The 18,172-nt window shown below is 47.5% G+C and carries 17 protein-coding genes and 2 tRNA genes; 11 read left to right on the top strand and 8 right to left on the bottom strand.

Annotated elements, in window-relative coordinates; all coding sequences use genetic code 11:
* Positions 1-196 precede the first annotated feature (196 nt).
* From GF401_11335 to GF401_11315, 5 genes are all read right to left on the bottom strand, one after another.
* Entirely contained in the window at positions 197-919 is a 723-nt protein-coding gene (locus GF401_11335; protein ID MBD3345643.1) for a hypothetical protein, read from the bottom strand.
* 322 nt (positions 920-1,241) lie between these two features.
* The gene (locus GF401_11330; protein MBD3345642.1) at positions 1,242-2,381 is read right to left on the bottom strand and encodes a class I SAM-dependent RNA methyltransferase; all 1,140 of its coding nucleotides are present in this window, start codon (positions 2,379-2,381) and stop codon (positions 1,242-1,244) included.
* Between the two features lie 11 nt (positions 2,382-2,392).
* Positions 2,393-4,786, bottom strand: coding sequence for a family 65 glycosyl hydrolase (locus GF401_11325; protein MBD3345641.1), 2,394 nt, complete (start codon positions 4,784-4,786; stop codon positions 2,393-2,395).
* A gap of 300 nt (positions 4,787-5,086) precedes the next feature.
* The gene (locus GF401_11320) at positions 5,087-5,908 is read right to left on the bottom strand and encodes a Cof-type HAD-IIB family hydrolase (protein ID MBD3345640.1); all 822 of its coding nucleotides are present in this window, start codon (positions 5,906-5,908) and stop codon (positions 5,087-5,089) included.
* Positions 5,909-6,072: 164 nt separating this feature from the next.
* Positions 6,073-6,684, bottom strand: a complete 612-nt coding sequence (locus tag GF401_11315) for a cyclic nucleotide-binding domain-containing protein (GenBank protein MBD3345639.1) — start codon at positions 6,682-6,684, stop codon at positions 6,073-6,075.
* Between the two features lie 258 nt (positions 6,685-6,942).
* On the opposite strand from GF401_11315, the gene GF401_11310 reads away from it, so the two are divergent.
* The gene (locus tag GF401_11310) at positions 6,943-7,752 is read left to right on the top strand and encodes a hypothetical protein (GenBank protein MBD3345638.1); all 810 of its coding nucleotides are present in this window, start codon (positions 6,943-6,945) and stop codon (positions 7,750-7,752) included.
* Here GF401_11310 and GF401_11305 read toward each other — a convergent pair.
* Positions 7,736-8,851 carry a hypothetical protein gene (locus tag GF401_11305; GenBank protein ID MBD3345637.1) on the bottom strand — a complete coding sequence of 372 codons (1,116 nt, stop codon included), beginning with the start codon at positions 8,849-8,851 and terminating at the stop codon, positions 7,736-7,738. The genes GF401_11310 and GF401_11305 overlap by 17 nt on opposite strands.
* A gap of 169 nt (positions 8,852-9,020) precedes the next feature.
* Here GF401_11305 and GF401_11300 point away from each other — a divergent pair, with 169 nt between their 5' ends.
* The 9 genes from GF401_11300 (at position 9,021) to GF401_11260 (ending at position 16,665) form a co-directional block, all read left to right on the top strand.
* Positions 9,021-9,113, top strand: a complete 93-nt coding sequence (locus GF401_11300) for an AURKAIP1/COX24 domain-containing protein (GenBank protein ID MBD3345636.1) — start codon at positions 9,021-9,023, stop codon at positions 9,111-9,113.
* A 136-nt stretch (positions 9,114-9,249) separates the two neighbouring features.
* Positions 9,250-11,397 (top strand): ATP-dependent RecD-like DNA helicase, encoded by a 2,148-nt coding sequence (locus tag GF401_11295; GenBank protein ID MBD3345635.1) that lies wholly within the window; start codon positions 9,250-9,252, stop codon positions 11,395-11,397.
* Complete coding sequence (locus tag GF401_11290; protein ID MBD3345634.1) at positions 11,394-11,678, top strand: hypothetical protein; 285 nt, start codon at positions 11,394-11,396, stop codon at positions 11,676-11,678. The genes GF401_11295 and GF401_11290 overlap by 4 nt, the downstream gene beginning before the upstream one ends.
* Positions 11,665-12,615, top strand: a complete 951-nt coding sequence (locus GF401_11285; GenBank protein ID MBD3345633.1) for a gfo/Idh/MocA family oxidoreductase — start codon at positions 11,665-11,667, stop codon at positions 12,613-12,615. The genes GF401_11290 and GF401_11285 overlap by 14 nt, the downstream gene beginning before the upstream one ends.
* A gap of 147 nt (positions 12,616-12,762) precedes the next feature.
* A tRNA-Arg gene (locus GF401_11280) sits at positions 12,763-12,836 on the top strand.
* A 62-nt stretch (positions 12,837-12,898) separates the two neighbouring features.
* A complete protein-coding gene (locus GF401_11275) occupies positions 12,899-14,725 on the top strand; it encodes a PEGA domain-containing protein (GenBank protein MBD3345632.1) in 1,827 nt (608 codons plus the stop codon).
* 17 nt (positions 14,726-14,742) lie between these two features.
* Entirely contained in the window at positions 14,743-16,146 is a 1,404-nt protein-coding gene (locus GF401_11270) for a peptidoglycan DD-metalloendopeptidase family protein (GenBank protein ID MBD3345631.1), read from the top strand.
* Positions 16,124-16,537 (top strand): hypothetical protein, encoded by a 414-nt coding sequence (locus GF401_11265; GenBank protein MBD3345630.1) that lies wholly within the window; start codon positions 16,124-16,126, stop codon positions 16,535-16,537. The genes GF401_11270 and GF401_11265 overlap by 23 nt, the downstream gene beginning before the upstream one ends.
* A 55-nt stretch (positions 16,538-16,592) precedes the next feature.
* Positions 16,593-16,665: transfer RNA gene (locus GF401_11260), tRNA-Phe, on the top strand.
* A 106-nt stretch (positions 16,666-16,771) separates the two neighbouring features.
* Here GF401_11260 and GF401_11255 read toward each other — a convergent pair.
* On the bottom strand, positions 16,772-17,314 hold the full coding sequence (locus GF401_11255) for a hypothetical protein (GenBank protein MBD3345629.1): 543 nt from the start codon (positions 17,312-17,314) through the stop codon (positions 16,772-16,774).
* Positions 17,315-17,326: 12 nt separating this feature from the next.
* A complete protein-coding gene (locus GF401_11250; protein MBD3345628.1) occupies positions 17,327-17,710 on the bottom strand; it encodes an STAS domain-containing protein in 384 nt (127 codons plus the stop codon).
* Between the two features lie 168 nt (positions 17,711-17,878).
* Here GF401_11250 and GF401_11245 point away from each other — a divergent pair, with 168 nt between their 5' ends.
* Entirely contained in the window at positions 17,879-18,169 is a 291-nt protein-coding gene (locus GF401_11245) for a hypothetical protein (GenBank protein ID MBD3345627.1), read from the top strand.
* The last annotated feature ends 3 nt before the right edge of the window (positions 18,170-18,172 follow it).

The following is an 18,172-nucleotide window of genomic DNA, read 5'->3' as shown; positions in this document are numbered from 1 at the left end:
CATAGCGCGGCCGCCCTTGCTGGAGGGGGTGCGTCTGAGATCCCGATTGTAATCGGGAACTCAGACCAGGGGGAAACGCTATGCGGTTCCCCCACCAGAGAATCATTCTCAAGAATCTTGATCTCGTCATTGAACTCTTTCGGGAGAGGAACGTATTTCGCTTTTAGAAGAACTGCGATACGATTTAGGAGGTGCTTCACCCTGATTTTGAGGATGATTTGCCCTTCGTTACACTATCATGCTGCTCATACACCACCGCATCAATCTCCCCGGCCGTTGATTTCCTTTTCCTGCCCTTTATCGTAGTGTAATAATCGATCGCGGCGCTGTATTTCCGGTGGAGAGCCAGGGCATTTTTCGGACTCTGCTTGCAGCAGTCTTTGCATATCCGCCTGAGATAGGACTCGGAAATACCGGCATTCCGGGCCCATTCCGATACGGATGTCGGATTGGTGTCAAAGAGAGTTTTGGTGATATTCCCCGGAACGTTATGGGGTATTAAAAAATCGTATGATGGATTAAACAGATTGCAGAGAACCGCTTTCTTTACCAGCTTTTTCAGTTTGGCCACACTATGCGTTGAGTCCTTTTTAACAACCGCCTTGACCCCGTAGTCACGGATCACAAAAGACTGCTCGATTGTCATTTCCGATGAGCAGATAATAAAGGAGGTCCTCTTGGCAAAACGCGTGAGAAGAGAAAACTCATTGAAATACTGATCACCTATGCCGAAATCCATTATGCAGACATGACAGTCCTTTTTGGCATATAAGGCCTTGGAGGCATCACGCGCATTTTCCACCCATATCAGTTTGTAGAGCGGATTTGAATCGAAAATACCGCTGTATTCCCAACGGCTTCTTTTGCCCCGGTCGGCAATGCAGATATCAATTGTCGCAAAAAGATCTTTGTAGCGCATACACCACTCCTTCAAAAGTAATCATGATACTTCTTACAATTTTTTTATCCGAAACTATGGGAAGTACAGGGTATAACCATAGACCGGGGGGAACTTTCATTCTCCAATATTGTTAAGGCTGGATTGGCAGCATGATTACGGATTGATTACGATCGGTTAAGCCTTGTCACCAGCATTTATAAATTAATAAATGCAACAGCCGTGCCAAAGATAAAAATGAGGTATTTTGCATTTTTTAAGTAATTGGCAGGCGCTGAGTGTCGCATTTGTGCGACAGGCGTTTCATAAATGCGACGGTTGTTTGACAGGATGAATGGGTTATCTAATACATCTCAAACTTCGCCAACCGGCCGTCCAGCCCCCCGTTATTGAGTTTCTTCTTCCAGGATGGACGGAGGCCGATGTGTTTCAGGTATTTCCGGTCGCCGAAATAGATATAGGCGGTCGAGTCGCGGCAGTTGTGTTTGAGGAAATCACCAAGGCGTTTGTAAAAGCGACCAAGATCGGATTTTGATTTGAGACGGACTCCATAGGGAGGATTGCAGACAATGACGCTGTTCTCGATTTTTCCCCGTTCGAAAATATCGCGTACCTCAAGCGTGATGCGGTTATCGTTATCGATTACCGCGCAGTTTTGACGGGCTGCTGCAACGGCCCCGGGTGAGATATCGCTTCCTGAAATCAATCCCTGTTCCACCGGCCGTATGGCATCGAGGCCCTGTCGGCGGACAGTCTCCCAGAGCGCGGCATTGTAATCGGGAAGGCGCATGAACCCGAATGTTTCCCGGAGCATCGCCCCGGGCATGCGTGCCGCGTGCATGTACGCTTCGCACAGAAGCGTCCCCGAGCCGCAGAAGGGATCGACCAGGGGGCGTGTGCCGTCCCATTCTGTCAGACGGATAATGGCTGCGGCGAGGGTTTCGATCATGGGCGCTTCCACCGACGATTGCCGGTAGCCGCGGCGGTGAAGCGATCCCCCCGATGTGTCGATACTGATCGTGGCCCGGTTGTTTTCGATATGGAGATTGATCCAGAGACCGGGGTTCCGGGTGTCAACCGATGGCCGGTTTCCGCTTTGCTCCCTGAACCGGTCCACGACGGAATCCTTGAGACGAAGGGCCGCGTACTTTGAATGACGAATTGCACTGTTGGCAACGGTGGCAAAAACCGCAAAGGTATCCCCATCGGTCAGGAAATCCTCCCAGCAAATCTTTTTTGCCTGTAAATAGAGGTATTTTGCCGAATGGCAGTCAAAGACAAGCAGCGGCGCCAGGACCCTGGTAATCAACCGCGCATGGTAATTGACCGCATACATTATCTTCGGGTCGGCGGTACAATGAATCCCCCGGTATGCCTGCCGGGTATCGGAGGCGCCCAGGCCGAGAAGTTCCTGCTGCGCGATATCCTTGATATCATCGGCGACCTGGGCAAAATATCGTCCGGTTTTCTGGTAGCGGTACATGAAATCCGTAACTACCAGAGCGGTCGGACCGGCGGGTTGATCTTCATGGGCTTTGCAGGCTTGATTTTCGGCATCTTGACCGTAACACCATCCTGTGTCACCTTCTCTTTTTTGCCGTATGCCTCGATAGTTATCGACGGCCCCTCAACAATTGCAAACTGGACTTCCTTATGATCAACCGTCACTTCAAGGATCGTGGAACGGCTGACAATCCGGAATCGGTACCGTTTCCATTTTTTCGGGATGGATGGTGCGAAGGAGAGCCGTCGTTTCCCGGTCCGCATACCGCCCCATCCGTACACCATGCTGAGCCAGGTGCCCGATTTGGGGGTCATGTGCAGGCCTTGCGCCGTGTTTTTCTGGTAATCGTCAAGATCCACCCGGCACATGTATTTGAAAAAGTCGTAGGCCTGGGGAAGCCGTCCGAGTTCGGCGAACAGTATCTGGTGGATCGAGATCGAAAAGGTTGACTCGTGAATTGTCCGGGGTTCGTAAAAATCGAAATTGGCCTGTGTATCCTTATCGTTCCACTGATGAGCAAACCAGACCGGTAACAACAGGACATCGGCCTGTTTCACCATGTTCATGCGGAGGATCTTCTCGTATGCCCAGTTTTTGTAAATCGGAATCTGATCGGGTCCGATTGACGCGACATCGACTTCCGGCAAATCAAAGTAGCCGTCATGCTGCTCGCATACACCGGTTTTCGGGTCTTTGAGAAGCCGCATTTTGGAAGCCATCTTTTTCCATTCTTCGGGCTCCCGGGGAGTAAGCCCCACCGTTTTTTTAACCTTTGCCCACTCTTTTGGCGCTTTGGTTTGCATCTCCCTGATAACTTTCAGGGTATACTCAAAACATTTTTTTCCCATAAAATTGGTATAGTAGTTATGATGGACCAGCGACTTGTATTCATCGGGACCCATGACCCCGTAAAAACCGAAATCACCACGGGGACTCCAGTCGCCCCGTGAGGCATAATAGCGGGAAATCTGAAGCAGCATCTCGATTCCGTAGGTGTACAGAAAGTCTTTATCATCCGTATGCATGATATAGAGCTCGATCGCCCGGTAGATCCCGACCCCCACATGTATTTCCATATCCGCATGCTGCCAGGTTGCGCACGACTCAGGACCGTCGATCGTACAGAACGGATACCGTGCTCCCGTGCAATCGACTTCGGTCGCCCTTTGCAGTGCACCTTTCAGACCATGGTACCGGAACTTAAGAAGCTTCTTTGCGGCCTCGGGATCGGAAAAAATCATCATGTGCTGGCAATAGGTTTCAACCACCCAGAATATCCACCCGCTGTAAACCTCGGCGGTAAGGCCCTTGGAGGGTATGGCCAGACGTTCATCACCACCATGATAGGCCATATGAAGCTGCATTATGTCAAACCGGACACCCTGCTGACTGTCATTATCTCCCTGAATGACAATATCGCGGGTTTCCCAGAATTTCGCCCAGTACTCTTCCTGCTCTGCCAATGCTTTTTCATAGGCTGTTTTCTTATACTTGTTAAACAGCGTTGTCCCCTGAGACCAGACCTGACGGGAATTCATCTCCGAGGGACGTTCCCAGAAATTAACAATAGTCTTGTCCAGAACGACCAGGGCGGTCCGCTTTACCGTAAATGAGACATCACACCCGACCGTCTCTTCCCGCTCGAAAGGTTTTTCAGTTAAGGAAATATTGGATGAGAGTTTATATGAGCAGAATGCGGAAAACCCGGTGGTTTTGGTGCTTGCCTGTATTGCGTATCTTCCTGGTTTACTCTGACGTTTGTTTATGTCCCAATAGGATATATCCGGAATTTCCCGCGCCGACCCGGCTTCATCACGCATATCCCATCCTGCGGCAATCTCCTGATAGGTGGCAAAACTGAGCCCGGTACGGACCACCACCTTGCAGGATTTATCGAGACTTTCAAAGCGCATCCGCTGCATGGCCATATTGTTGTGCCCCATGCTCAAAAAACGGGTAAAACTGATTTTCAAACGGGCACCCGATTTTGTATGCCAGACAAAGCTCCGCTCCATGACACCGGTCTTGAGATTAACACTCCGGGTAAAATCAGAAAATTTACTTCTGGCAAGGTCGAGCTGTTCGCCCTTGACATAAATTCTGGTATAGAGCCAGTCGCAGGCATTGACAATGAAATTTTCTCTGGTAACAAAGCCCTTGAACACCTGAGGATGACCAACCTCTTTGTTCTCGTACAATCCGCCGAAATAGGAGCCCTGAAGATGATCGCCGCTGTAGCCTTCCTCGAAATAGCCCCGCAGACCCATGAACTCATTTGACAAACTGAATATCGATTCCGACACCCGCTGTTTCTCCGGGTGAAACCCTTTCTCGACAACATTCCACGAATCACCCGCAAGGTATCGATCAGCTACTTTTGCCATGACAATGTCCCTTCCTGAAATTTTCGGATAAAAAGTAAAGGTGTATAAAATAATTATTTGTGATGATGGGGGGTATCATTTCCATCCGGTGGCTGAGGCTCTCTAAACTACCGTCTTTACATGGAACACCATGCGAGTGAATATCTTGTTCTGCCGCCCCCAAGTATGGGGGGCGGGCGGAGCCCGGGGGGTTGGGCTATCAGGAAAAGCATTTTCCAAGCCGGGTACAAGGGGCGCCAAGCCCCTTACATAATTATTACTCCCTGGATATGAGAGATTGAAACCAATGACTTTCAGCCTTTAACGTTCAGCTTTCAACCGCTCCCATTCCCGCGCCACCGCATCTTCATCGTTGGTCCACTCGGAAACAACATTGGCGGCGGCTTTGGCTTTGGGAGAACCATTTTTCATGGCAATGCCCTTACCGGCGGTCGCTAAAAGAGGAACATCGTTGTCGGCGTCGCCAAAGGCAACAACATTATCAAGATCGATTCCATAGGCATCGGCCAATGCTTTGAGTCCCCGCGCCTTGTTTGCCTGAGGATTGAGAAATTCGAGATAATAATCCCACGATCTTACAATATAAACCGATTCACTGAATTTCTTTTTCAGTGTCACTTCCTCTTTATCCAGATCGCCGGGATCACCAACGAATATGATCTTGAAGGGAGACTGTTTTCTGAGCGTATCAAAGGAGTCGATAAAATTGTACTCTGTTTTTGTCTGCTGATAATAAAGATCGATCCACCGGGTACTCAGCTTGGTACGCGTCGTAAAAAGCTTGCCATCATCATTGTAGTAATTAAACGCATAAGGCTTCTCCCAGGCATAATCAACAAGAAAATCGACATGTTCCAGATCGAGTTTGGCCGAATAGATCAATTGATTGTTATCACCTTTTCCCGTGTATACAGCTGCGCCGTTCAGCGTTAAGAGGGCCAGATCGATATCGGGATCGGTAGTGTACTGGGCCACGCTCGATGCCAGCCGTCCGGTAGCCAGCGCCACAACCGCGCCGGAGGCAACCATCTCTTTGAGCGCCGCAGCATTGGCGGATGAGATCTGTTTTTCGGAGTTAAGAAGCGTTCCATCAAGATCGAAAGCAAATAGTTTTTTTGTCATAACTCACTCGTTAGTTGCTCTGGTTTATAGTCGAAAATCGAAGGCGATGCGCTAAACATGCCGAAGTGTCGAAGGTCGAAGGTTATTTCCTTCTCAGCCTCAGCCTTTCTTTAAAAAATATAGATAATGGATATAAGGAAATGGTTATGACAAAAAAAGGAGATTCATTCATCGTCGTCATCGTCGTCATCCGAATCCGATAACGATCCCATGACAATCATACCGCTTTTACCCTTGGCCGACGTTGTATCGGATGAATTAGAGGGAGTATCGACCGACTGTGCCATAGGACTCTGTCCCCGGCCATCTTCGACGCTCTCATTGATAAAAGGCGCCGAACTTTCTTCATCCACAGTGATAATGCTTCCCGTATCGTATTCGGGCACGTTGGTATACTGCTCAACCGATTTTCTCAGCTTTTCATTGGTTTCCCGGAGACGGGTCACCAGGATACGGATCATATTGACCATCCAGAAAGGGATACGACTCAACTGATCTTCAAAAACCTTCTTGGTAATAAGGGTACATTCGGTCGGTTCGATCGCCTGAACATTGGCGGAACGCTTCGAGTTGTCGATCATCGCCATCTCACCGAACATGGCCCGCGGCCCCAGCATGCACAGCTCGACTTCACGGACATTTGTTCCCGATCCCACGGTTTTGAAAATCCTGACCCGACCGGAATTGATTATATACATGCCGTCACAATCGCTGTTCTCCGAAAAAATGATCTCATCACGCTTGAATTTCTTTTTCCTGGTAGAATAATATCTCATTGTGCCATTCCCTTATGTCACGTTGATTTCGACTCTCTCCATGAAAGTATACAATAGTATATCATTCATGTGAACACAAAGTCTATTGTTATGAAGGGCGTGGAAACGATGCAGGAATAGTATGAAAAAGTATAAAAAACTATATTAGTATCTGTTCCGAAAAGCCTTTTCTGAACGGAGTGATGGAGTTTTGGAGTAACCAGGTACTCTATTAATTTATCAAAAATATTCCGGAACTGTTACCATGGAGTTAATTGCATGACCGCAGATCTTAAAAAAACTATCAAAAACTTCAGTGATGAATACCTTTTAGAGCAATTTTATCGTGAAAAAGACCAGTACACCCCCGAGGCTCTTTCGCTGATGGAAAAAGAAATTGCCCTCCGAGACATAGCTGATGAGAAAAAAAACGCATATACTACTCCCGAACCATCGGGACAACACTATGACCAGGAGTCATTTGTCTCTCTGGATAACACGTTCTCCAGGGCCGACATGATGCTTGTTTCTTCGATTTTATCGGAAAATGACATTCCTTTTTATGCCAAAGGCACGGCGCCGTCGGATATTGTTCCGATCGAGACCGAAGCCAACAAAACCTATACAGTATTTATTCCTCCGGAGCAAAAAGAGAACGCGCGGGAAACAATCGAAGAGCACTTTGAGGAATCATCGGGACTTTATACCCGGAAAGAGCTTGGTACGATCGACAAACTGAAGAGTGTTAATTTCTACGAATTGAGAATCCCCGAATCTCAGCTTGAAGAGACGGTCCAGGTTACCCTCACCCCCCGGGAAAAGGAGATTATCAGCGCCTATGCACAGCGAGTGATCGATAATGTGGGGCCCATCGAGGAAAAACTGGAACGTCCGCTCTTTTTCTACGATAATATCGAAGAGCTGATCGACCTTCTCAAGGAAGATAATCCCGAGGACCTGGATATCGCGCATATTCTTGCTATTCTTGAAGTTGTGCAGATATTTTGCGAAGACGAAGATTTTCAAAAGGAACTCGAACAGACCATACAGAGCCTGCTGGAATTTATCGAAACTATTCTAAAAAAGTGAGTGATGCCTTTTTCTTGAATTCTGCAAGAGTAGGGGGAAACTGCTCAAGTGGAGTATGGACAAGAAGCCCTTTTCCTTTGCCGGTTTGGGCAAAGAACGAAAGGGCAGTGCATCTGCATTCGCTTCGCAGGGCCTTTGCAAGCCTGAATGCTTCCTCGGTCAATTCCGATTTACTCCGGTTTTTTGACTGATATTCAATTCGCAATGTCCCCTCCGGAGTGCGTGATATATCCTGTGGGGTACCGTACAATTCGACGATCCCGGTAAGTGAAAAAACATTATCACCGAAAATTGCTTTCATTTCAGCCCGGGCTTCACGTGCTTCCTCGAGCATACCGGCATCACTGTAGGCATTGATCAGCCCATACCAGGCATCAACATTGTACTTATTGAATGAGAGTGCAATTGTATAAAACTTAATCGCAGTCAGATTGTCATCAGTGACTCTGGCCGAATCGATATACGAAACAGCCTGTCGTTTCTGTGATGATGTGGGTGTGGGCCGCTGCTTGGAGGGCCTGCCTTTTGAAGGCTTTTTTCTCGATTTTCGCTGTTGGCCCGCCTTTGACCTTGTTTTTGACAGTCTTTTTTTTATTGCCGGTGATCCTGATTTTGTCTCCCGGTACGAATCGTTCCCGAAATTGCTCAGAAAGATCATAGCGCCCACAATAAGAGCCATTACGGCGATACCGGCAATACCTGAGGCAATATTTCGAATTTTCGTTGATTTCGGCGATGTACGTGTGCCGATGGAACTCACTTTTTGAGCCGGACTACGGTAAATAGCCGCCTTTTTTCTTACCGTTGGTTTTTTAGAGGGTTCTTTTGTTGTATCTGCGGGTTTCCATGTTACATTTTTTCCCTGGCTTAGTGGAGTACTCGACTGAGGCTGGATAATTTTTGCCGTCACTCCAAGTTTGTTGAGTTGAATGATCGCTTCTTCAGCTTCAGTCTGTGAAATATCGGTAAGGTAGGTAACCGGAAGGTTTTGGAGCATGGTTCTGGCCTTTTCCAGGGAAATCGAGGGATCCCCGGCAAGATTCCTGGTCAGTACCGGATAAGCCCGGGGATTATTGATCGAAGTGATAATCAGATCCATAGGAAATGCTCCTTTTCCTAATTATACCGCACTCACGGAGTTTGTGCAATGTGAATAGAAGGTCCAATTATCCCCCTCAGGTTGACAATACGAGGTGGCAGAACCGATTTTAGCACACTGTATTCGCATTACAATCATGAAAATAATTATAGAAAGGATTGGCGCATACATGTCAAATGTCAAGAAACGGCGTAAGGCGAAAATCAACAAACACAAGCGCAAAAAGCATCGTCGCCAGAATCGCCATAAGAAGAAAATCTAATCGCTTTTAGTTCGCATAATGGTTTTTCACTACAGTAAGCGATAAATCCGCTTTCCAGAGAATGGCATCGGGGTGGGACTTTTTCTCACCCTTTTCTTTTCTTGCCCGGATGCCTGCAACTGCCGGATAGATCCTCATGCAAACAATCAACGGCATTGTTACCAACATAACCTTTCAGAATGAAGATAGCGGTTTTACGGTATTAAAATTGCAATCGGAAGACAGTGTTACTGCCGCCACCTGTGTCGGGACCATGCCGACGGTGGAAAACGGAAGCTCGGTGACGGTCAAGGGTACCTGGCAGCAGCATGCCCGTTTCGGCCCGCAATTTTCAGTAGAATCATATGAACTTGTCAGGCCGACCACCAAAAAGGCGATCTTTGCGCTTCTCAGCTCGGGACTCATAGCAAACATCGGAGCCTCGCGGGCGCAAAAAATTATCGATACCTTCGGCCTCGAAACACTGAATATCCTCGACAATACCCCCGACCGTCTTCGTGAAATACCAGGAATCGGAAAAAAGATTCTTTCAAAAATTAAAGAAGCCTGGCAGCAGCACAAATCTATTCACGATCTCATGCTCTTTCTCCAGGAATTCGGTGTATCGATCAATCTTGCGATTAAGATCTACGCTGCCTACGGAATAAAAGCAAAGGAAGTATTATCCCTTAATCCCTACCGGCTTATCGATGACATTTGGGGAGTGGGCTTTAAAAAGGCCGATTCGATTGCCTCTCAACTCGGATTCACCCATGATTCATACAAACGCATCAGGGCCGGACTTATCGTCTGTCTTCAAAATGCTTTAACCGACGGTCACTGCTATTTACCCGAAAAAGAGCTGATCACCAAAGGAGCCGAATTACTTGAGGTTTCCGAAGAAATGGTCACCTACTCGCTTGATCATTTATGCGAAAAACAGTCCGTTATACGAGAAGGTGGGAATGTTTATCTTCCGGTGCTTTTTAATGCGGAAAAGTCGGTAGCCGAATCAGTAAAAAAACGGTGTGCAGAAGACAACAATTTCTCAGGTGGTGATAGCGATTCTTTTGAAACCTGGCTAAAAAACTATTGTGCCAAAACCGGATTCAGGGCCGATCCCCGTCAGATCGAAGCGATCAAGGGCATGGTTCATTCCGGTACATTTCTTTTGACCGGTGGTCCCGGAACCGGAAAAACCACCATTCTTCAGGTAGTTGTCTCCTATTTCCGGGAGCGCAATCTCTTAATCTCTCTTGCCGCTCCCACCGGGCGGGCCGCCCAGCGGATGGGAACAATATCCGGTCTCAAAGCCCGGACGCTTCATCGCCTGCTGGAATTCCGTCCGGGGAAAAAAGGGACCATGTTCGATCGGAATGAAGATAATCCGCTCGATGCCAATGTGCTTATAATCGATGAAGTTTCCATGATCGACATATTTCTCATGAATTCGGTGATGAAAGCCCTGCGGCCGTCAACCAGGCTTATTTTTGTCGGCGACAATCACCAGCTTCCCTCGGTAGGCCCCGGGAATGTCCTCTCGGATCTCATCGCCTCACATAAAGTTCCACACCTTAACCTCACCACCATATTCCGTCAGGCGGAGGAGAGCACCATCGTTCAGGCTGCTCACGGAATAATACATGGAGCCGTTCCACGGTTAGTCAACAACAGGGCCGACAATTGCTTTTTCATTGAAGAAAACGATCCGGAAAAGAGTGTGGATACTATTGTGGATCTTGTCTGCAGCAGGCTGCCGAAAACCTATGATTTCAACCCTCTCACCGATATTCAGGTACTCTCCCCCATGCACAAGGGCATTCTGGGAACCCAGAATCTCAACCGCGAACTTCAGCAGGCACTTAACCGGAATACCGAAAGAATTACCCGTGGAGAACGCTGTTTCTCACGAGGCGACAAGGTCATGCAGGTCCGTAACAACTACGATCTCGGAGTATTCAACGGCGACATCGGATTTGTAGTGGATATTTCACCGGATAACGGATTACAGGTGGATTTCGATAACCGGATCATCTCCTACCACTCCAGGGATCTCGATGAGCTTGTGCAGGCTTACTGTATCAGTATCCACAAGAGCCAGGGATCTGAGTTCAGGGCTGTGATAATTCCCTGTTCAACGCAACACTTTATCATGCTCCAGCGAAATCTTTTTTACACGGCACTCACGCGAGCGCGGGACTTGTGTATTTTTATCGGGACGCCCAAAGCGCTTCGCATAGCGATAAACAACAATGATGCTTTTTTCCGCTATTCCAGACTTGCTCAAAGAATCGAGGATGCATGAAAAAGGATGACTACATAACGCAGAAAGAACATGCGTTCAATCTCGTGAAAAATACCCTTGAACAGTGTGGGGTTGAATTGCGGTATGAAGATTGTATGGGGGCCGGGGGGTTGACCCGGATCAAAGAAAAAAAAATTGTTTTTATCAACAAAACATTGGGCATACATGATAAAATAACAGTGTGTATCGATGCGCTGCGGCGGATGGATACGGGAAACATATTTATCCCCCCGCAGGTGCGTTGTTTAATGGGTGAGGAGGAATGGAATGAATCCGATTAAAATCGGAGTAATCGGCGCAGGAGTTTTAGGTGGTTATCACCTTAACAAATGTGTTAACAATCCTTCGGTGGATTGTATCGGGTTTTATGACAGCAGTCAACAACGCGCCGAGGAGGTTGAAAAGAGCTGCGGCCTGAAAGCTTTTGACAGTATTGATTCACTCATCGATTCCGCCGATGCCGTTATTATTGCGGTTCCCTGCAGCGCCCATCTTGAAACCGGCCTCGCTGCGCTCAGGGCCGGAAAACACGTTCTTTTGGAAAAACCTCTCGCCGATTCGTATGACAACGGCGAAAAGCTTGTCGAGGCCGCGGAGCGGCAAAACTGCATATTGCATGTTGGGCACTCGGAGATCTTCAATCCGGCATTCGAACGGCTTGTTGCATTCAGCCCCGCACCACGGTTTATGGAAATTCATCGACTTGCAGAATTTTCCCCCCGTGGAACGGATGTATCGGTCATTCTGGATCTCATGGTTCATGATCTTCATCTGGTGTATCGCCTCTGCAAAGAAGAACCCGATTATGGCGCTATTGCCGCTACCGGGGTACCGGTTATCTCACCGGATATCGACATCGCCAATGTCCGGCTGAGTTTTCCATCAGGGCTGGTCGTTAACTGTACGGCGAGCCGTGTTTCGATAAAGCGGATGCGAAAGTTGCGGCTGTTTCAGAAAAACACCTATTTTTCAGTTGATCTTGACACAAGAAAATTCGAGCGGTGTTATCTCGATCCGGCATATTCAGCGGACCAGCTGCCCGTTGTATGCGATACCGAAAAACCGGCGGCAGGAGATGCTTTGGAAAAAGAACTCGACGCTTTTGTGAATGCAATAAATGGTGAAGAAAACGGCAACCGCGGAGGAACGACCGGGAACGAAGCGTTAATTGTGCTTAAGATCACCGATGCAATTATGAAGAAAATACAAATCAGCTGAAATATACTTACTTTTAGAATAACCGAAGTTGAACCGGAGAAAATTAAATAGATTAAATATTACTATTGTTTTCTCTAATATATCTGTAATATATTATTTTTTGATATTAGAACATCCCGAGGTCGTTTAAGACCGGATGTAGAACAAGCGCCAGTAGCTCAGCTGGATAGAGCGTCGGCCTCCGGAGCCGAAGGCCACAGGTTCGAATCCTGTCTGGCGTATTTATTAACAGTTTTATACTGTTACCCTTACAAAGGAGGCAGGTATCAACCTCGAAACTCGAATGTCCGGCTTATTTGAAGTCCTCAAACCGACGCTGGAAGAGGGTGAGATTTTTAATTCGGGCGAATTAAAAGATAAAGTCGAACAGTTTATCGATGAAGGACATCGGAATATCGCTCTTGATTTGTCGGAGTTGAAATATCTCTATTCCGATGCCATGAATGTAGTGCTGAACCTGAACCGGAAAGTTCTTGATGTCAGCGGCCGTTTGGCATTGCTTTCTCCCAGCAAACAGGTACGCCAGATTCTCGAAAGCTCGGGGGTATATAACTTTCTGAAAGTCTACGATACCGAAGATGATCTTATTCGGAGTTCCGAAGATATTATCATGCAGACCTCCAGTTTCAGTCTTGCAGCCCTGAAACGATACCAGGAAACGCACCGTCCCAAACCTCCCCAGAAACCCAAATCCGAGTATGATGATTTTCGTTCTGAAATAGAATCTGCTATGGGTCCGGATACAATGGGAGAGCAGCGTCAGCCTGAGCAATATACTCCGCCCCCGCCGCAATCCTATGAGCAACCCTCGGCACCCGAACCGGATATTTATACGCCGTCCAATCGGGAAAAGTCATCCTACGAGACTTCGCAGCCGCCACGACGGGAACCGGAGCCCTATGAACCACCATCACGGCCGCAACAACCTGAACCGACCTCCTTTAAGCCGCCGTCCGAGCCGCCACGAGAGGAACCGCGTTCCTTTGAGCCACCTTCTCGACCATCGCAACCCGAACCAGCAGCATTCGAACCGGCTCCGCCGCCGCCACCACAGTATGAGCCTCAAACACCCGATTTTGAAGCAGAACAGGAACCGCCCCCCCAAAAAGCCGGGGAACGCAGTTCTCCACCTAAACGAATCGACCGGTGGGCCGACGATGCAGATGATGAATTTGAGCCAAAAAAGAAATCTTCATTTCTTCCGGTAATCGTTATTATCCTGATTATCGCAATTCTGGGTGGAGCAGGTTATTTCTTTGGGCCACAATTATTTAAGATGGTTCAGCAATCGGAACCAACAACGGAAGCACCTGCTGTATCGGAGACTCCCGAAGTTCCTCAATTGCCGGTGGAAACACCGCCGGAAATGACCGATTCTGCGGGAGAAGAAACAGAGGATATAGAAGAAGCTTCAACTGCTCCAGTTAAGAAACCGAGTAAACCGGCACCCAAACGAGCGCCTCGCAGGACTGTTACCCGACAGCCTAAACGCCGGCCAACCACACCATCACGCCCTGTAACAAAAACAAACAGGCTGACCATTACTTCAGTGCCCTCAGGTGCACAAATCAAAATTGATAATAAAACCCTTGGAACAACCCCCTATCGGTGGGAAAAACCCGATGTCTACGGCACAATCAAAGTTACCGCTCGTAAAGAAGGGTTTGTTCCCAAAACCGATTTTGTTCAGTACGAAGGCGGCATTAAGGAACACATAATCCGATTGGAAAAGAAACCTGAACCGGTAGCTGCACGACCCTCGACCCCGGCGCCTTCAAGGCCTGAACCCAAGCCGTCAAAACCTGCTCCTGCAGCACGGCCGTCAACGCCTTCTCCGGCACCGGCAGCATCCAAACCTGAGCCCACACCGGCACCATCAGCACGTGCAGGCAGTTCGACCGGCGAACCGGCAACAATATTCATTTCTTCCCTGCCACCCATTGCCGATGTCTATATGGACGGACAACATATCGGAAAAACCAATAGGGACAAGCTGAAAGTGCGTTCGGGTACCCATACCATGAAATTTTCAAAGGGTGGCAAAGAAACAATCAAGGAAATGACTTTTCAACCAGGAAATAATCCTTCACGACTCGTACGAATACCATAACCGGGATTGATAAGCCCTTGAAACAAGATCTTATTTCGAAAGAATTCAAAAATCGCGTAAAACATAAAAGGGACCATAAAAAAGCCAAAAGGCCGCTTGTGTTGTCCCTGTTCATTATTCTTACGGTTACACTTTCCTGGCATTTTTGTCGTGACGGCGAGGTAAAGCCACCTTCGCAGCGTACTCTCCAGGGGCATACGGCGATCCCATCTCCTCCCCCCGCACCGGTCCGCCATTTTATTAATTATATCGTAAAACCGGGAGATACATTCGGTAATATTCTTGTCTCCCATGGTATTTCCGATAAAAATGCACTCCAGTATTACCGTCACCTTCTTTCTATGGGCCTGTCCGCTCTTTATCCGGGTGATTCACTCGTCTTTACACTTAAGCCGGACAGCAGCCTTGAAAAAGTCTCTCTCCTCAGCAGGCTTCAGTACTGGTATCATATGACTATCGAGGATCTTCGAATAAAAGCAGAAAAAGAACCGATTGCCACCTCAACCCACCTCTGTATCGCGCGAGGTGAACTGTTGACCAGCCTTTCGGAAGCGATGTATGAGATTGAGATCGGTGATGCACTTGCTGCACAGCTGACCGATATCTTCGCCTGGGATATAAATTTCTTTATCGACCCGAAAAAAGGCGATACTTTTGAGGTCATCTTTGAAAAGAAATATGCCAGTGGTCATTTCATCGGTTATGGCTCAATTCTTGCCGCCAAATATATTAACAACGGAAAAGAATTCTATGCGCTTGCACTGCCTGATGAAGAGGGCAAAATCAATCATTATGATTGTAACGGCAAATCGGTGCAGAAGCAGTTTCTCAAGGCGCCGCTCCGTTACAGCCGGATTTCATCGGGATATTCCTACAACAGGAGACACCCCATACTCGGCATCGTCAGGCCCCATCTGGGGGTCGATTATGCGGCCCCGCGGGGGACGCCGGTGTATGCCCCGGCCGATGGAGTCGTGTCGTTTATAGGAACAAAAGGTGGCTATGGAAAACATATCAGGATACGCCATGGAGCTTCATACGAGACCTATTACGGCCATCTGAACAGCTATGCCCGGGGGATCGGAAGAGGTACCCGAATAAAACAGGGACAAATGATCGGAACCGTCGGAAGTACCGGCCTTTCCACCGGACCTCATCTGGATTACCGTATGAAACTGGGCTCACGCTTTGTTAATCCACTCACGATATCGGTTCCTCCGAAAGATGGTGTTACTGAAGAAAGCCGGCCCAGGTTCGATGCATTACGACACGAATACCTCTCTCTTATGCGGTTTCGCTGTGCCGATACCGCCGGCTGTTTCATAATCTCAATAATCGAAAACGATAATAGTATCGACCATAAAATCAAAGTATTCGCACGGAATACATCATCATCCAATGATAGCAAATCAAATTCTTGAACGGATCCAGACCGAAATCATCGATGCCGGGAGGGATGCCCGTTATAAGCCCCAGGCCTATGTTTTTATACTGAACGGTCTGGAGTTTTTTATCACCAAGCTCAGTGAAAAACGTCATGTGACCGGACAGGAACTCTCAGCCGGACTTGCCGAATACGCAGCCCGTCAGTACGGTCCCCTGGCTCGTACGGTCCTTAATGACTGGGGTATTTATCATACTTCGGATTTCGGCTATATCGTGTATAACCTTATCGATATCAGCCTTCTTTCAAAGCGGCCCGAAGATTCGGTTAATGATTTCGCTGATGTTTTCGACCTGCAGGAATATTTTGACAAACAAGAACATTTTCCGGTTGATAAAGAATATGTCAGAAAACTGAGAGGCGCGTAGCCTTGATCTTTTCCTTTGAATAATTTATCTTATCTTCCGTTCTTCTGAACACAATGGCGCTTTAGCTCAGTCGGTAGAGCAGGGGACTGAAAATCCCCGTGTCCGCAGTTCGATTCTGCGAGGCGCCATTTGCAAAAAAAGCCTTCTTATGAAGGCTTTTTTTTTGCTCCTTCACACGACAACGGAGCACCAGGCTGTTATCACCCGCCCAATGATCCTTGACCCTGTACTCTTTTAGAGTGTTAAAAGCAATGAAAAATAGAAACTGAGGGGATAATCATTCCAGAGAAGAAAAAATTTGCTGAGTTCCCAGGCCTGTAAAATACCGGCCTTGCAGGATATATGCTCGAAAGCCGTACAATAAGCACCTGTAGTCAATCCCATATTTCGCTCGCGGCTGTATGCATCCACTCCGGTGAGTTTATAGGCTTCAAACAGAATAAATACTCCCCCGAACATGCCGAGCTTTATTTCATTGAGGGTAAGATAGGGACCCACAGAATTATCCATTACTACCCCATGACCGTAATCTTTATATTCAACACGGTACCGTTTATCATAGGCGTACCCAATTTGCATGAAATACTGGAAGGGGAGTTTTTCGAAAGTATTTTTCTGAACGATACCAGTCATAAACAGGTCGCCGGCCGCCTGGCTGTAATAAACACCGAATTGGGGGCGCAGTTTGCTTTCTGCGTGTGACAGCGAAGGAAATATTATTGCCGGTAATACTGCGGCAATGAGTGCGCCGGTTTTAAAAAGTGACTTTATTTTCATAACCAAATTAGTTTATTTCACTCGTGGCGCCGGGGCGATAGGCGTCGAAGAATTGCCTTGAAGAGCCTTATCGAGGGAATCTGCTATCTCAAAAAGGCGGTTAAAATAGATATCAAAAAACAATTGGCGGATTGCACCTTCGGCTACTATTGCCAGTTCTTTTTCTGAATTCTGTATTTTTTTGCACGATTCTACCAGCTTGCTGATACCAACCGTATCGATAAAGCTGGTTTTTGTGAAGTCGATAACAATTTTCTTATATTCGCTTTTGGAGAATGCCGCGATCATATCAGCCATCTGAACCGACCCGGTACTCGAGATCTTTCCGATAAAATGAAGGAGCTTTACGTCCCCCTTTTCTGTCATTGCCAATTCCATAACCCTTCCTTTTCCCATCAAAGACAATCTAATTATACCCCTTGAAGATTTTTTTGTCAAATCAATTTCAAAAAGTTATGCGCCCAAGGCTTGCATCTCCGTCAAGCTAAAGCTATTTTTCTCATATAGCAAATCGGGCGCAATGCTTGACGGTAACATTCAATACATACGAAAGGGAGTGATTTTATGGCGCGCATAAGCAAAAATCAACTGATTAAACTTCAAAAGAAATATAAAACCGATGATGCGATTGGGAAACTCTATGGCATCACCCGCCAGGCAGTGCATCAGCTCCGTACCAAACACGGTATCGCACCGGTTGCCGACAAGCACAAAGAACGCGATGCCGATATTATCAAGCTTTATAAAAACAATGTGCCGGGCACAAAAATTGCCCAAAAACACAAATTGTCGATCTCACAAACCTATCGCATTATAAACAGTGCCAAAGGCGCCAAAAAGGGCCGCAAAGCATAAGTC

The sequence above is a fragment of the Chitinivibrionales bacterium genome (assembly GCA_014728215.1).
In the GTDB taxonomy this organism is placed as follows: Bacteria; Fibrobacterota; Chitinivibrionia; order Chitinivibrionales; family WJKA01; genus WJKA01.
This window is presented reverse-complemented; position numbering and strand designations above follow the sequence as displayed.

Bases quoted from the DNA above. Each gene is read 5' to 3' on its own strand.
- GF401_11335 (MBD3345643.1), bottom strand. From the start codon at position 919: ATGCGCTACAAAGATCTTTTTGCGACAATTGATATCTGCATTGCCGAC.
- GF401_11330 (MBD3345642.1), bottom strand. From the start codon at position 2,381: ATGTACCGCTACCAGAAAACCGGACGATATTTTGCCCAGGTCGCCGAT.
- GF401_11325 (MBD3345641.1), bottom strand. From the start codon at position 4,786: ATGGCAAAAGTAGCTGATCGATACCTTGCGGGTGATTCGTGGAATGTT.
- GF401_11320 (MBD3345640.1), bottom strand. From the start codon at position 5,908: ATGACAAAAAAACTATTTGCTTTCGATCTTGATGGAACGCTTCTTAAC.
- GF401_11315 (MBD3345639.1), bottom strand. From the start codon at position 6,684: ATGAGATATTATTCTACCAGGAAAAAGAAATTCAAGCGTGATGAGATC.
- GF401_11310 (MBD3345638.1), top strand. From the start codon at position 6,943: ATGACCGCAGATCTTAAAAAAACTATCAAAAACTTCAGTGATGAATAC.
- GF401_11305 (MBD3345637.1), bottom strand. From the start codon at position 8,851: ATGGATCTGATTATCACTTCGATCAATAATCCCCGGGCTTATCCGGTA.
- GF401_11300 (MBD3345636.1), top strand. From the start codon at position 9,021: ATGTCAAATGTCAAGAAACGGCGTAAGGCGAAAATCAACAAACACAAG.
- GF401_11295 (MBD3345635.1), top strand. From the start codon at position 9,250: ATGCAAACAATCAACGGCATTGTTACCAACATAACCTTTCAGAATGAA.
- GF401_11290 (MBD3345634.1), top strand. From the start codon at position 11,394: ATGAAAAAGGATGACTACATAACGCAGAAAGAACATGCGTTCAATCTC.
- GF401_11285 (MBD3345633.1), top strand. From the start codon at position 11,665: ATGAATCCGATTAAAATCGGAGTAATCGGCGCAGGAGTTTTAGGTGGT.
- GF401_11275 (MBD3345632.1), top strand. From the start codon at position 12,899: ATGTCCGGCTTATTTGAAGTCCTCAAACCGACGCTGGAAGAGGGTGAG.
- GF401_11265 (MBD3345630.1), top strand. From the start codon at position 16,124: ATGATAGCAAATCAAATTCTTGAACGGATCCAGACCGAAATCATCGAT.
- GF401_11255 (MBD3345629.1), bottom strand. From the start codon at position 17,314: ATGAAAATAAAGTCACTTTTTAAAACCGGCGCACTCATTGCCGCAGTA.
- GF401_11250 (MBD3345628.1), bottom strand. From the start codon at position 17,710: ATGGGAAAAGGAAGGGTTATGGAATTGGCAATGACAGAAAAGGGGGAC.
- GF401_11245 (MBD3345627.1), top strand. From the start codon at position 17,879: ATGGCGCGCATAAGCAAAAATCAACTGATTAAACTTCAAAAGAAATAT.